The sequence below is a fragment of the Parasutterella secunda genome (assembly GCF_024733725.1).
Lineage (GTDB): Bacteria > Pseudomonadota > Gammaproteobacteria > Burkholderiales > Burkholderiaceae_F > Aphodousia > Aphodousia faecalis.
On sequence record NZ_JANRHP010000004.1, the window covers coordinates 37,383 to 51,597 of the forward strand.

The 14,215-nt window shown below is 46.1% G+C and carries 11 protein-coding genes and 3 tRNA genes; 9 read left to right on the forward strand and 5 right to left on the reverse strand.

What is annotated here, in order from left to right:
- Positions 1-23: 23 nt before the first annotated feature.
- Entirely contained in the window at positions 24-3,956 is a 3,933-nt protein-coding gene (gene hrpA / locus NW199_RS05160) for an ATP-dependent RNA helicase HrpA (RefSeq protein ID WP_258333852.1), read from the reverse strand.
- A gap of 103 nt (positions 3,957-4,059) precedes the next feature.
- Here hrpA and NW199_RS05165 point away from each other — a divergent pair, with 103 nt between their 5' ends.
- Positions 4,060-4,329, forward strand: a complete 270-nt coding sequence (locus NW199_RS05165) for an oxidative damage protection protein (RefSeq protein WP_249091364.1) — start codon at positions 4,060-4,062, stop codon at positions 4,327-4,329.
- A gap of 32 nt (positions 4,330-4,361) precedes the next feature.
- On the opposite strand, the gene rpiA is transcribed toward NW199_RS05165, so the two are convergent.
- On the reverse strand, positions 4,362-5,018 hold the full coding sequence (gene rpiA, locus NW199_RS05170; RefSeq protein WP_022473581.1) for a ribose-5-phosphate isomerase RpiA: 657 nt from the start codon (positions 5,016-5,018) through the stop codon (positions 4,362-4,364).
- A gap of 164 nt (positions 5,019-5,182) precedes the next feature.
- Here rpiA and NW199_RS05175 point away from each other — a divergent pair, with 164 nt between their 5' ends.
- The 3 genes from NW199_RS05175 (at position 5,183) to folD (ending at position 9,112) form a co-directional block, all read left to right on the forward strand.
- The gene (locus NW199_RS05175) at positions 5,183-7,492 is read left to right on the forward strand and encodes an ATP-binding protein (protein ID WP_258333853.1); all 2,310 of its coding nucleotides are present in this window, start codon (positions 5,183-5,185) and stop codon (positions 7,490-7,492) included.
- A gap of 49 nt (positions 7,493-7,541) precedes the next feature.
- Positions 7,542-8,192, forward strand: coding sequence for a response regulator transcription factor (locus NW199_RS05180; RefSeq protein WP_022473583.1), 651 nt, complete (start codon positions 7,542-7,544; stop codon positions 8,190-8,192).
- Between the two features lie 71 nt (positions 8,193-8,263).
- Entirely contained in the window at positions 8,264-9,112 is an 849-nt protein-coding gene (folD, locus tag NW199_RS05185; RefSeq protein WP_249091366.1) for a bifunctional methylenetetrahydrofolate dehydrogenase/methenyltetrahydrofolate cyclohydrolase FolD, read from the forward strand.
- A 102-nt stretch (positions 9,113-9,214) separates the two neighbouring features.
- Here folD and NW199_RS05190 read toward each other — a convergent pair whose 3' ends face one another.
- The 3 genes from NW199_RS05190 to recA form a co-directional block, all read right to left on the reverse strand.
- Entirely contained in the window at positions 9,215-9,565 is a 351-nt protein-coding gene (locus tag NW199_RS05190) for a group II intron maturase-specific domain-containing protein (RefSeq protein ID WP_258333854.1), read from the reverse strand.
- Positions 9,566-9,840: 275 nt separating this feature from the next.
- Positions 9,841-10,365 carry a recombination regulator RecX gene (gene recX, locus NW199_RS05195; protein ID WP_258333855.1) on the reverse strand — a complete coding sequence of 175 codons (525 nt, stop codon included), beginning with the start codon at positions 10,363-10,365 and terminating at the stop codon, positions 9,841-9,843.
- Positions 10,352-11,425, reverse strand: coding sequence for a recombinase RecA (gene recA / locus NW199_RS05200; protein ID WP_022473587.1), 1,074 nt, complete (start codon positions 11,423-11,425; stop codon positions 10,352-10,354). The genes recX and recA overlap by 14 nt, the downstream gene beginning before the upstream one ends.
- A gap of 364 nt (positions 11,426-11,789) precedes the next feature.
- Between recA and NW199_RS05205 the strand changes: the two genes are divergently transcribed.
- The 5 genes from NW199_RS05205 to NW199_RS05225 all read left to right on the forward strand — a co-directional run bounded on the left by NW199_RS05205 (position 11,790) and on the right by NW199_RS05225 (position 14,112).
- Positions 11,790-11,865 (forward strand) — tRNA-Lys (locus NW199_RS05205).
- A gap of 23 nt (positions 11,866-11,888) precedes the next feature.
- Positions 11,889-11,964, forward strand: a tRNA-Lys gene (locus tag NW199_RS05210).
- 27 nt (positions 11,965-11,991) lie between these two features.
- A tRNA-Lys gene (locus tag NW199_RS05215) sits at positions 11,992-12,067 on the forward strand.
- A gap of 174 nt (positions 12,068-12,241) precedes the next feature.
- The gene (tsaE, locus tag NW199_RS05220; protein ID WP_022473588.1) at positions 12,242-12,742 is read left to right on the forward strand and encodes a tRNA (adenosine(37)-N6)-threonylcarbamoyltransferase complex ATPase subunit type 1 TsaE; all 501 of its coding nucleotides are present in this window, start codon (positions 12,242-12,244) and stop codon (positions 12,740-12,742) included.
- Positions 12,718-14,112, forward strand: coding sequence for an N-acetylmuramoyl-L-alanine amidase (locus NW199_RS05225; RefSeq protein ID WP_258333856.1), 1,395 nt, complete (start codon positions 12,718-12,720; stop codon positions 14,110-14,112). The genes tsaE and NW199_RS05225 overlap by 25 nt, the downstream gene beginning before the upstream one ends.
- Positions 14,113-14,215 lie beyond the last annotated feature (103 nt).

Below are 14,215 nucleotides of genomic sequence, written 5' to 3' on the forward strand. Positions count from 1 at the left end.
GATTCCATAACTTTGTTTTCCTGTTAGTACTTAATGGAAGACCACACCTTATCGAGCCTTTTAACACTGACGGGCATCGGCGTCCTTAACTTCTGCGCAAATAACGACACCCTCAGCTCTTCGATCATCCATCTGAATTCTTCTAATCGATTATCCGCAACCCCTTTTCGCGAAGCCAATTCTCTTTCATACATCGTGACAAAGCGAGAAATATCACGCATTTTTTGAGCATCTTTTTCTGGCTCATCACGTCTTTTCTCCAGACGTACCAGAACAGCTTGAAGGTAGCGCGGATAATGCGACAAATGCAGGTAGCCAATTTTAAGCAAAAAATCCTTAAAAAACAGACTCTTTAATTGGTGCTCGATATCCTCTAACACCCACTTGTCAGAGCAAGACTTCAATTTCTTAATAACCAATGCCGTATCGGAAATAATTTGGCTCAGAAGTCTCGAAATATCTTGGGCAATTAAATTTAACTTTCCTTTTGCCTCTTGACGTCTTGACTCAAATTGCTCGGCATTAACCGGTAAAGGTTCGGTCATTGCGCACTGATTCAAAGAAGCATCAATAACGGCCTCCCGCATCGCCTCGAAACTATCAAAAACGTCCGCCATGGGTTCAAGCATCGCCGCTTGCATTTGAACCGATTGCAATGGCTTTAAACTTTTTTCCAAATAACGGATTTGTTCCCGAAGCTGTAATTTGAAAAGGCGCAACAAGCCTTTTTGATGTTGACGCGCGGCTTCATCAGGATTATCAAAAACTTCCAGTGAACAGTAACTGTCATGATCCACCAGTGCCGGATGCCCAATAAGAGACTGTCCCTTTCGTTTGATTTCCATGATGTCAGGCAGCTCACCAAAGTCCCATTGAGTGATTTCCTGATCACATTCATGAGAAACTTCACTGTCTTGAGCCGCCACCTGTTGGAAGGATTTTTGAGCTTGTCCTCCTAATTCGGATTTCAGAACAGCTAAATTTCTCCCCATTTCAATTTGTCTGCCGTACTCATCGAGGACTTTAAAATTCATCGTTAAATGTGCGGGCAACTGCTCGGACTTAAAGTCCTCCTGTCTCGGACGAATAGCGCACTGCGACTCAATATCATCACAAAGAACTTGCAATAAAGGTTTAGTGCCGAGAACATCGGCCGCTCTTTGAGCAAAGCCTTTGGCATATTCGGCTAAAGGCACACAATGACGTCGATAGCGCTGCGGCAAACTCTTTAACAAAAGCTGAACTTTCTCTTTAAGCATTCCCGGCACAAGCCACTGCGTTTTAACCTCATCGACCAAATTAAGCGCATAAAGAGGAACCGCAAGTGTCACCCCATCTCTCGGGCTGCCAGGTTCAAAGTGATACGTCAGCGCCATGGATACTCCCTTCATATCCATTGCCTTCGGAAAATACTCCGTTGTAATGCCGCTTGCTTCATGACGCATCAGCTCATCACGGGACAAATAAAGCAATCGAGGATTGTCTTTTTCCGCCTTGCGTCTCCACTGTTCAAAAGTAACAGCGCTGACGACTTCGGCAGGAATGTGTGAATCATAGAATTGAACAATGAGTTCATCATCAACCAAAACATCCAAACGTCTGGCTTTATGTTCTAGATTTCGAATTTCACGGACAAGCTGCTGGTTATGTTTGAAAAACGGCGCTTGTGTTTCAAATTCTCCATTTACCAAGGCCTCTCGGATAAAAAGCTCTCGGCAAAGCGCAGGATCCTTATCGGTGTAGGTGACTTTTCTTTGACCATAAACGGTCAGCCCGTAAACGGTTCCTTTTTCCATCGCCATAACCGCTCCGGCTTTTTTCTCCCAGTGCGGCTCTGAGTAGCTTTTCTTTATCAAATGGGCGCCAACTTTTTCTATCCATTGCGGATCTACATCGGCAACGGTTCGAGCAAAAAGTCTTGATGTTTCCACTAATTCCGCAGCCATTATCCAACGGCCGCACTTCTTTACTCTGGGTGAACCAGGCCATATATAAAACTTAATACCTCGAGCTCCCATAAAAGGAGCCGCTTTAGGTTCGGCATCCGGAATTTTGTACCCTAAATTTCCTAATAATCCGGACAGCAACGCCGTGTGAACTTGTTCATAGGTTGCCTCTTTATCGTTAAGCTGCCAACCTAATTCAGCGGTTAATTCCTTAAGTTGTCGGTAAACGTCACGCCATTCTCTCAGACGTCTAGGGCTTAAAAATTTGCGCCGGAACTCTTCGGTAAGTTTGCGATTGCTCTCCTTATGATCCATGGCATTTTGTACGTAGCGCCATAATTTCACAAATGTTGAAAAATCGCTTTTGTCATCAGCCATTGAGCGATGAACATTGTCGGCGGCTTCCTGCCGATCCAACGGACGTTCTCGAGGATCTTGTACGGAGAGAGCGCTCGCAATGATGAGCACTTCAGCCAGTGATCCATTTTCTTTTGCAGCCAAAAGCATTCGAGCAACTTTAGGGTCAACGGGAAGCTTGGCCAATGCTCGTCCGATATCCGTTAAACGCTCACGCTCGTCTAAAGCATTTAATTCTTTCAGCAGTGAAATTCCATCGACGATAGCCCGATTGGGTGGAGCTTGCACAAAGGGAAACGCACGCACGTCACCTAATCTCAAGGCCTTCATTCGTAAAATAGCCGCCGCCAGATTCGTTCGCATGATTTCCGAATCTGTAAAGGCAGGACGACGCGCGAAATCTTCTTCACTATACAAACGTATACAAATCCCGTTGGCCACGCGGCCACAACGGCCGGAACGCTGATTGGCTGATGCTTGACTGACCGGTTCAACCAGCAACTGATCGACTTTGTTGCGATAGGAATAGCGTTTAACTCGGGCCAATCCCGTATCAACCACATAGTGAATGCCAGGGACAGTAATGGAGGTTTCTGCCACATTGGTCGAAAGAACTATGCGACGCTTTTCACTGGTTTTAAAAACTTTTTCTTGCTCTGCGGCTGACAGTCTCGCATAAAGCGGAAGAATTTCCGTCGTTGGCGGTTGCGAGCGAGTCAATGTTTCGGCAGCCTCTCGAATTTCGCGTTCACCCGGCAAAAATACCAAAATGTCTCCGGGACCTTCTCGCGTCAATTCATCGCACGCATCCGAAATCGCATTCATCAAACTTTTATCATCCGTTTCGTCTTCATCTTCCGGCGCGCGATAACGGATTTCGACCGGATAGGTACGACCGGAAACCGTCAAAACAGGTGCCGGCTGACCTTTTTCGTCCGAGAAATGCTTGGCAAAACGCTCACTGTCAATCGTAGCTGACGTGACGATCACTTTAAGATCGGGTCGTTTTTTTAACAAACCTTTCAGATAGCCGAGCAAAAAGTCAATATTGATACTTCGTTCATGCGCCTCATCAATAATGATCGTATCGTAAGCTTTTAAAAGAGGATCTCCCTGAGTTTCGGCAAGCAAAATGCCATCAGTCATGAGTTTAACTTTAGCGCCTGGATCCGTACGATCTGTAAAACGAATCTTAAAACCCACCCATTGCCCCAGATCGGTACCGGTTTCTTCGGCCAAACGTTTGGCAATAGAGGAAGCCGCGATACGCCGAGGCTGCGTATGTGCAATTTTTCCCTTTCTTCCACGACCGGCTAACACACAAAGTTTTGGCAACTGAGTGGTTTTCCCGGATCCCGTTTCACCACAAAGGATCAGTACCCGATTTTTCTTAATGGCTTCAATAATCTCTTTAGCTCTTTGAGAGACAGGAAGACCCGGCGCAGGCGTCAGACGAGCATGTACCCCGGCTTTGGCGTTTGCCTTATTTGATGCAGAATTTTCATCGGCTTCTTTTTTCTCGGTACTTTTATTTTTTTCTTTTGTTATACGTGCTGCTTTCTTTTTTTCTGCCTCAAGCGCCTGGGCTTGAGCTTGTTGCTTTCGCGCCTGCATCAAACCGCTCAATTGATCTCGTAAACTATTTCCACTCACTCTTTCTTCCTTAAGATTCTTTTCTCACCTAAAGCAAGACAAATTCAAAGCGAATTCTTACAATAAACGACAGTTTTATTTAACTTTTGGGGAGACATTCAGTATGACTCGTATGGTCCACTGTCTCAAACTTAACAAAGAAGCCGAAGGCTTAGACTTCGCACCGCTGCCCGGTCCTCTCGGTCAGAAGGTTTATGAAAACATTTCCAAAGAGGCTTGGAATGAGTGGATTCGTCTGCAAACCATGATGGTAAACGAATACCAACTCAACCTGGCCGACCCTGAGGCAAGAAAGCATCTTCTGACTCAGATGCAAAAATACTTATTCGGCGACGGTGTTGAAGCTGTTCCCAACTACACGCCTCCGAAATAACGTTCTTCGGGCACCAAACGGTGCCCGAATTATTAGGGTGTCAAGGTCTTAACGCCGTCTTTTGTTCCTAAAAGCAAAACATCGGCGCCTCGTTTAGCAAATAAGCCTACCGTCACAACACCGACAATTTGATTGAGTTTTTCTTCCCAGTGAACCGGATCGTCAATCGCCCATCCGTGAACATCGAGGATTTTGTTTCCGTTATCCGTTGTGAAATCTCGGAGCACTGGACGACCGCCCAATTTTTCAATCTCTCTGGCAACCGCATTGACAGCCATCGGAATCACTTCAATCGGCAGCGGAAACTTGCCCAAAACATCAACCTTTTTCGATTCATCGGCAATGCAGACAAAGCGCTCCGATACCATGGCGACAATCTTCTCCCTGGTCAGCGCTCCACCGCCTCCCTTGATCATGGCAAAATGCGGATCAATTTCATCGGCCCCGTCGACATAAACACTAATTTTTTCCACCTCATTGAGATCAAGGACCTTAAAACCATAGGCCTGAAGTTTATTGGTTGAGCGCACACTGCTGGAGACGCAAGCAGGCACCGAGATACCGCTTTCTTTGAGCGCGTCAATAAAACAATCTACGGTCGACCCCGTTCCAACCCCCAGAATTTCGCCGGGTTTTACATATTGCAAGGCAGCCTGTCCGACGGCTTTTTTAAGTTCCTGCTGATCCATAACGACCTCTTGTGAATCAATATTTCAACAACACAGATTTTAAATGACGGCTATCATTCGGTGTTAGAACTTTTTTTGTTTTGAATACTGTGGAAAGAGCGACCCCTATTTTTGCCGTCGAGACTTTCAAAAGTCTAGGCGACAAGACATTTCGAGGACAGAGTATGTTCGGCGTCATCATGACGTGGATCATGCTCATTTGCGTGATTATCGGAATGATTTTCATCGGCCGCGTTATTCAATCAGAAGACCAAAAATCACAACTGTCTCAGTTACACCAAACAACAGAACTGTGGGCTGAATCTTTTTCCATTCGTCTAAATTCCGATTTAGACCGTCTCGGTCAGTTACACAACGCACTGCCTCAAAATCTAAGCTTCCGAGACAATCTATCCAGATTAGAGCAGCAGACTAGGGAGCTGATGCAGCAGCGAGCCGAAATTCTCGAAATTAATTACCTCGATGGAAACAATCGCGTTGTTGCTTCTTTTGCTTCACCGCATCCTTTCGGCGACATTACGTTACGAACCGGGGAGCGCTATCAAAGACCCAGTACAATGGGCGCCATTCTTCGTTCCAGACGAACCGGATCTTCTTCATTTTCAGAACCCTACTCGTTGCCTATTGAAGGATCGCCATTTATCGATCTGGTGTCCCCAAGCATCGTAGGGGGCGAGCGCTATTTGCAAATTTCTCGTTTGTCTATTTGGTCACTTTTGCGTCAAGCGACTCAGAGCCGTCGGGATGCTTCTTTTCGAATTAGTCTGCTCTACAACAGTGAACCGATTGTTGCCGCCAGTACAGACTCACGCAGACAAACGATCACTTACAAAATGCACCTTTCCCCTCTTCCTGCGGGCTTTGAGTTGCAAGTTTCAAGTTATGCTCAAGGTCTATTAACCCAGAACACTCTTTTCTGGGTGATCAGCGCACTGGGAATCTTTTTGGTCGTCGCTCTCTTGGGATTGATCCGCTTCAATTGGAGACAAAACAGCACAGAAACCGCACTACGCGCAGAATCTGCGCTTAGAAAAACCATCGCTGACAGTCAATTGTCCGGTCTGCAGGTAACCGACAGAAACGGTCGTATTGTTTACACAAACCGCACGTTTACCGATTTACTGGGTTTGAGCGCCAATGAGCATCTAATCGGGCAGTTACCTCCCTATTCTTACTGGCCTAAAGGCGATGCAGGCTTTCGTTTAATGGAGTTATTTGACACGATTAAACGCGGGCAAATGACAACAACCAGTTATGAATTTCATCCTCTGAGACCCGATGGTTCCACTTTCAGTGCGTTTATCCACATCTCTCCCATGATTACCGTTGAAGGTACCCATTTAGGATGGCTGTGGACACTGACCGATATTTCCGAAATTCGTCAGGCGCAGGAAAGAGTCACTGCAGCGCATGAACGATTCACTCGCGTTCTCGAGTCTATGCAGGATGCTATCAGCGTGGTTGACCCCCAAAGCAACGTGCTACTTTTTTCCAATACTGTCTACGATTCTCTCTTTGGAGAAACCAGTCAAGGTCATCTTCAAGCCCACATGGAACTCATTAACCAAATGGGTGAAAAGAAAGTCAAAGAAGCTTCGGATATGTCTTCCGATATTTACCTAGAAGATCTTGACCGCTGGTTTGATTTGCACGAGCGCACCATCACATGGACAGATCGTACGGCTGTTCGGTTGCAGATTTTGTCTGACATCACAGAAAGACGTAAAAATGAAAACCTGCTTGTTGAACAACAAGCGCGCTCGGAATTGAATTCGCGACTGGTGACAATGGGTGAAATGGCGAGCTCACTTGCTCACGAGCTAAATCAACCTCTGACAGCTATCTCTAATTACGCCTTTATTGTTTCGAGCTTAATGAAAAAGGCGGGCGTGCCTGAAGAGCATGAAATGTTTTATTCCATCTCGCGTATTGAGGCACAAGCCCAAAGAGCCGCGGCAATTATTCAAAGAATTCGTTCATTTACTAAACGAAGTGAACCTAAAATGGAGTCTATTCCTGTCATGAATCTGATTAAGGAAGTGATGGAATTGGCCTCCATTCAAGCCAGAAGACACAATGCGAAGCTTCAGTACTACGTTGCCCCTGATATCACCAATGTCTGGTGTGATGAAATTATGATCGAACAGGTTCTCTTGAATTTGATCAAAAATGGCATTGAAGCCAGTGTTGGGATCGAGGGACAAAAACCGGAAGTCACCCTGACAGTTTATAGCGGCATTGATCACCACATTATTTTTGAAGTTGCCGATAACGGCGTTGGCATTGATGATGAACATAAAGCTCAACTGTTTGATCCGTTCTTTACGACCAAGTCCACGGGGATGGGAATGGGCTTAAACATCTGCCGAACCATCGTTGAATTGCACCATGGTCGCCTAACGATATCGGACAATATCGGAAGAGGAACAATTTTTACATTAACGCTTCCATCCGAAAACAAACAAACAGTTTAAAATGCTTTTTCGTTAACAAAACTCACGGCCTATTGCCTACATTGAAATTATGTCTTTTCCCGCATTCAATTTTGACAATATCCGCAAAGAACCTCTGGGAACCGTCTATCTTGTAGACGACGATGCAGATGTGCGTGATTCACTGCGCAGATTATTGGAATCACAGGACTATCGGGTTGAAGCTTATGACAGCGGTGAAGCATTCATCGCCAAGTATGATCCGAACGCCATTGCTGTGCTCTTACTCGATCAACGTATGCCCGGAATGCCCGGCACTGAAGTCCAAGATCACCTCATTGCAAGAAAAGCGACTATTCCTATTGTCTTTTTAACTGGACACGGTGACGTCCCGATGGCTGTGAGTGCCCTAAAAAAGGGAGCGGCCGATTTCTTGCAAAAGCCGGTAAAGATTGAAATCTTATTACCCTTGATTTCTCGACTTTTGTCTGAGGCTCGTGAGCAGCGTGTTAAAAGTGAGCGTCAATCTCTCAATGAAGCGATGCTCTCCAAACTCACGCCGCGTGAACAACAGGTGCTTGAACGCATCGTTGCCGGTCGGCTTAATAAACAAATCGCCGATGACTTGGGTATTTCTATTAAAACAGTTGAAGCCCACCGTGCTTCAATTATGGATAAAACCAATTCGGGAACAGTCGCCGATTTGATGCGTGTTGTCATGAGTGCCAACAAGCAAATTTAATCTGCGGAAAATTACCTCAAAAGTCCGCTTCCTCAAAAGCGGACTTTCTTTCATATAGGCCATTGATTGTTATGTCAGCTCAACTCATTGACGGAAAAGCCATTGCTCAGGCTATTAGAGCGCATACAAAGCAAGCGGCTGCAAAGCTGCGCCGTGCACCTGCTTTGGCAGTTGTGATGGTTGGAGAAAATCCTGCCAGCGCCGTCTATGTTCGCAATAAAGTCAAGGCTTGCAACGAAGTCGGAATTACCTCCATTGAGCATCGTCTTCCGAGCGATTGTTCTGACGAAAGATTATTGGAGGTTATTCGCGCTCTCAATGAAGATGCTTGCATTGACGGCATTTTGGTTCAATTGCCGCTGCCTGAACATATGCATGCCGGTCTTATCCTGGAAACCATTGACCCCAATAAAGATGTTGACGGTTTTCACATCTATAACACCGGCAAATTAGTAACGACCGGTGGTGGTTTTAAGCCCTGTACACCTGCCGGTATCATCGAACTGCTCAAAGCCATTGACTATCCGATTGAAGGTAAACACGCTGTTATTCTCGGACGATCCAATATTGTCGGAAAACCGTTGGCTATGCTCATGCTACAGGAAAATGCAACGGTAACAATGACTCATAGCCACACACCCAATCTCAAACATTACACCCAAGATGCCGATATTTTGGTTGCCGCCATTGGCAAAGCGAAATATGTCACGGCTGACATGGTCAAACCGGGCGCTGTTGTTATTGACGTGGGAACAAACCGTGATGAAAACGGTAAGCTCTGCGGAGACGTGGACACGGAACACGTTAAGGAAGTTGCCGGATGGATCACCCCCGTGCCGGGCGGCGTCGGTCCCATGACAATCGCTATGCTGATGTATAACACACTGCTATCAGCACAAAAGCGTCAAAATATCATCTAATCGGATAGGAGGTAGGCAGTTATTCTGTCTACCGTCCTTCCACACCACCCATCGTACGGTTCCGTAATGGGCGGTTATTAATAACTTCCTTGAGTACGTTTCTTATAAACATCCCCAAGACAGACCCATCCTTTTCGATGAAGAAAGCCATTGGTAAGCGTCGTTGCCAGTATCCAGCTGTGTGCAGTACGCCAGTATGACTTGCGAGTGTTCGCATGTTGCCATGCTAGCGAGGGTGACACCCCCCCCCAGTCTCATCAGCGCTTCGTACTTCGTACTGATCTTTTTCCACTGCTTCCAGTAGATCTGCCTTATTCGACGCCTCAACCATTTGTCCGTGTCTCGGACAAAAATCGCCATATCACTTCTCAAAAAGTAATTCACCCAGCCTCTCACAAACTCTGAAAGCTGTTTTCTGAAGGCGTCCAAACTTTGCCCTCGGCTTCGGCTCATTATCTCTCTGAGCCGTTTGACACATTTGTCCTTGGATTTCTGATGCGGTTTGTCTTTGATTCCACTTCAGCTTGTAGTGCAGCCTTATCCACTTGCAAATGCCTAACGAAGTTTCTGTTCGTCGGACCAAAGGTTTGCCTCGGGCTTCTTTCAGATTCCACCTCGCGATGGACACCCTTGCCGTCAGCTATGGGCTTGTCGCTACCAACCGCCCTCGGGACTTTCACCCGTTAGATTAAGTGCCATGCCGGGCACACACTTATTGGAAGCCGAACTTATTCGGCTTCCATAAAATAATCCTCAAAATCGTCCGACTGAATAACTCGACGGGCGACATCCATTGAAAAGCCTCGCGCTAAAAGGTAGCGCATCTGTTTACCCCGTTCTTTGAAGTCCTGCGGTGCCACACCAAAACGCTTCTGCCATAAAGCCCGTGCTCTTTCATATTCGCTTTGCCCTAAATCCTGCAGCGTCTTTTCAATAATGCCGGCTGACACGCCGTCAGCTTTTAATTCATAGGCCAAACGAGCATTACCATACCGAGCCGAACGAAGTCTCACCCTAGAACGCGCAAAACGCTCGTCAGACAAATAGCCGCGTTGTTCAAGCTCATCCAACAAAGCCTCCAGCGTTGTCTCATTCTCCGACTCTTGTAAGTAAGGCCGCAGCTTTTGTCGCAATTCCTGACGACTGTACTCACGCCTAGCTAAGTACCGAATAGCCCGAGTTTTTATGCTCGGGCTTTCGCGTTTACTTTGCTTTAGGGCAACAGTCGAATTCTCTTCATTAGATTTCAACATCAGCGTCTTCAACTTCAGCCTTCTTCAAGGTTTTAACGCCTTTGAGTTCACGAATCTTATCTTCGATTTCCGTCAGTACTTCAGGATTATTCTTCAAAAACTCTCTGGCATTATCGCGGCCTTGACCGATCTTATTGCCCTGATAGCTGTACCATGCACCCGATTTTTGCATCAGATTCAATTCCACAGCCATGTCAATGACCTCTCCTTCATGCGAAATGCCGTCACCATAAAGGATGTCAAATTGAGCCGTTTTAAAGGGAGGCGCCACCTTATTTTTAACCACTTTCACTTTTGTATCGGAACCGATGACTTCATCACCCTTTTTAATGGCACCGACACGGCGGATATCCAAACGCACCGAGCTGTAAAACTTCAAAGCGTTACCACCGGTCGTGGTTTCCGGGTTTCCGTAACTGACACCGATCTTCATACGAATTTGGTTAATGAAAACAACCAACGTATTGGTCCGTTTAATGGATGAAGTCAGTTTTCTGAGAGCCTGACTCATCAGACGAGCCTGCAAGCCCGGCAACGCTTCGCCCATCTCCCCTTCAATTTCAGCTTGCGGCGTTAAAGCGGCCACCGAATCAATAACGACCATGTCAACCGAGCCGGAACGAACCAAGGCGTCACAAATCTCAAGCGCTTGCTCACCGGTATCTGGTTGAGAGATCAGCAACTCGGAGAGATTAACACCAAGGCGTTGTGCATATTGGATATCTAAAGCGTGTTCAGCGTCAATATAAGCACAGGTTCCACCGGTTTTTTGCATTTGAGCCACCACATGCAAAGCCAATGTGGTCTTACCTGAAGATTCCGGACCATAAATTTCGATAATACGGCCACGGGGCAAACCGCCGACTCCCAAAGCGAGATCAAGACCGAGCGAACCGGTGGAGACCACATCAATGTCTTCGCTCATCCCTTTATCGCCCATGCGCATGATCGAACCCTTGCCAAATTGTTTTTCAATTTGAGCCAGTGCCGCACTCAGTGCCTTCTTTCGTTCTTCACCCTCTACACGCTCGACACGCGGTAACGTTTTCTTTTCAGCCATTTTCTTTCCTTAAACGGTTATCGTGCACCCTAGCTCATCGAACTGACACCTATTTAATATATTTTTACAGGAGTATTTAAAAAATATATCAATCGGCGTCTTTGTCTTTAAATTCGGGCAACTTGTTTTCTGTACAAGACGAATTATTCACAATAAAAGATCATTTGTCGAGACTTTAATTGGTTATTTTTATTATCGTTTACCCTAATATTTGTATCAAACAATGATCTTTATCAAATAAAGTAAAACCATCAGCAAAATGCCCTCCCCAAAAAATTATTTGACAAAAGCTTTTAAATGCGGCATCATTTCGCACTCGGTTGGACACGTTACCAGTGGGCTTGTCCCGCTCGTTAAAGCAAACGGGTCGTTAGCTCAGTCGGTAGAGCAGCGGACTTTTAATCCGTTGGTCGAGAGTTCGAGTCTCTCACGACCCACCACCATCCGAAAATGTTGAAGGTTTGGGAGCGTAGCTCAGTTGGTAGAGCAGCGGACTCTTAATCCGTCGGTCCAGAGTTCGAGTCTCTGCGCTCCCACCAAACCTCCACGAAACCTTGATTGGCATTGGGAGCGTAGCTCAGTTGGTAGAGCAGCGGACTCTTAATCCGTCGGTCCAGAGTTCGAGTCTCTGCGCTCCCACCATCGCCATCTTCTCCCCCACACCTTTTCAGCTCTCATTATTACTTGTTTGTTTTCTCATTTTTCTTCGTAACAACTTGAAAATTTCCGTCCAATTTCGCTCTTTTCTCTCCAAAAAACAACACTTAACGCTACAATAAATTCCTTGTTAAGTCTGTAGATACTGCCTTTTCAGAAATGTTGTTTTTACCTACTCCTGAAGATACTGATCGACTGGGTTTATTGCTTGCTCAAAGCCTATTGGCTAACCGTCAAGCGATTACTCAATTAGGCCTCAATATTCGTCTAGAGGGTGATCTCGGCGCCGGTAAAACCAGTCTGACGCGTGCCACATTACGCGCCTTAGGCGTGAGCGGCCGAATCAAAAGCCCGACTTTCACATTGCTCGAAACTTACCCGATTGATTCGGAAATTGAAGTTTTCCACTTTGACTTTTATCGATTTGAAAGTCCTGAAGAATTTTTGGACGCAGGATTTCGCGAAAACTTTGCTCCCGGCCATATCACTTTTTGTGAGTGGAGCGAAAAAGCAGGAAACTGCTTGCCTAACGCCGATTTAACGATCAGCTTAAAACCTCACGACGAAGGTAGGCAGGCCTTTTTGACAGCCTCTACAGAATTAGGATTAAACGTACTGAAAGCAATAAACGAAGCATGGACATCTCACGCAGAACACTGATCGGTACCACAACGGGTACACTGGCGCTCACCTTACTTCCCGTGCGGGTTGCTCATGCCGCACAGATGGTTGATGTCCGCATGTGGCCGGCAGAGGAATACACGCGTGTCACGCTTGAACACGATGAACCGATTAAATTCAAGTATTTTCTTGTCCGCTCCCCCATGCCCTACCGCCTGGTGGTAGACATTGAAGGGTTAAAACTCACTGCGAAACTTCAGAAAATGATCTCCGACGTTTCGCCTAAAGATCCCTATATTCAAGCGGTTCGAATCGGCCAATTTACACCGACTGTTGTCCGCCTGGTGATGGATCTCAAAAGCGAGGTCAGACCTGAAGTTTTCTCTTTAAAGCCCGTTGCCAATTACAAATATCGTTTGATTTTCGACATTTACCCGGTTCAATCAGAAGATCCGATAGCCGGTGTTATTGCCGGCCTTAACAATAAAAACCAACAAAAAGATCCTTTGGGTGATTTAATTGCTCAAAATCGTCAGCCGGCCAAACAAAACGAGAACACAAAAGAAACAAAGGCGCAGCCTCAAAAGCCTGCTCAAACGGCTAAAAACACTAACGTTGAAAAAAATAAAGCCCAAGCTTCAACTTCAAAATCGAAAACTGCGGCTGAAACTAAAAAACAAACTCAGCCCAAGACGGTTGCCCCAAAAAAGAGGGATATCGTCATTGTGGTTGACGCCGGACATGGTGGCGAAGACCCTGGAGCGGTCGGCAAGCGTAAAACGTATGAAAAGCACATTACGCTTTCCATCGCAAAACGGCTGGAACGTTTGATCAAACGAGAAAAGGGAATGAAGGTCGTGATGACACGCTCATCCGATCACTTTGTGAGTTTAAGTCAGCGAGTGATGATTGCTCAAAAAGCTAAAGCACACCTTTTTGTCAGTATTCATGCTGATGCTTGGACAAAGCCATCGGCCAAAGGATCTTCCGTTTATGCATTGGCCGAACGGGGTGCGACAAGTTCTGCAGCACGATGGTTGGCTAAAAATCAAAACGATGCTGACTTAATCGGTGGGGCCAACTTTAAAGAAGTTGACAGACGTCTGCAGTCCGTTCTCGTTGATATGACGACTTCATGGAAAATCAACTACAGTCTTGAACTCGGTCATAGCGTTTTGCAGTATCTCGGCCGCATCAACACATTGCATCGCAGACAGGTCGAACAGGCTGGTTTTTTGGTCTTAAAAGCACCCGGCATCCCCTCCATTCTTGTGGAAACGGCTTTCATCAGCAATCCTCAAGAAGAGCGCAAGCTCAAAACAGCGGCTTACCAGCAAAAAGTAGCCGATGCTATCCTGAAAGGAATTAAAGCCCAAGTCAAGAAAAATGACTCCATTATGCAAAGTTAGAAAGACCCTTTGAAAACTTTTGCAACGCATCTTTTCGACGACTTTGACGCTTTACGGCTAAAATAGTTAAATCGTATTGTTTTTTATTCAAGGACATCGCAAT

Bases quoted from the DNA above. Each gene is read 5' to 3' on its own strand.
- tsaE (WP_022473588.1), top strand. From the start codon at position 12,242: ATGTTGTTTTTACCTACTCCTGAAGATACTGATCGACTGGGTTTATTG.
- NW199_RS05165 (WP_249091364.1), top strand. From the start codon at position 4,060: ATGACTCGTATGGTCCACTGTCTCAAACTTAACAAAGAAGCCGAAGGC.
- folD (WP_249091366.1), top strand. From the start codon at position 8,264: ATGTCAGCTCAACTCATTGACGGAAAAGCCATTGCTCAGGCTATTAGA.
- rpiA (WP_022473581.1), bottom strand. From the start codon at position 5,018: ATGGATCAGCAGGAACTTAAAAAAGCCGTCGGACAGGCTGCCTTGCAA.
- recA (WP_022473587.1), bottom strand. From the start codon at position 11,425: ATGGCTGAAAAGAAAACGTTACCGCGTGTCGAGCGTGTAGAGGGTGAA.
- recX (WP_258333855.1), bottom strand. From the start codon at position 10,365: ATGTTGAAATCTAATGAAGAGAATTCGACTGTTGCCCTAAAGCAAAGT.
- NW199_RS05190 (WP_258333854.1), bottom strand. From the start codon at position 9,565: ATGAGCCGAAGCCGAGGGCAAAGTTTGGACGCCTTCAGAAAACAGCTT.
- NW199_RS05180 (WP_022473583.1), top strand. From the start codon at position 7,542: ATGTCTTTTCCCGCATTCAATTTTGACAATATCCGCAAAGAACCTCTG.
- NW199_RS05225 (WP_258333856.1), top strand. From the start codon at position 12,718: ATGGACATCTCACGCAGAACACTGATCGGTACCACAACGGGTACACTG.
- NW199_RS05175 (WP_258333853.1), top strand. From the start codon at position 5,183: ATGTTCGGCGTCATCATGACGTGGATCATGCTCATTTGCGTGATTATC.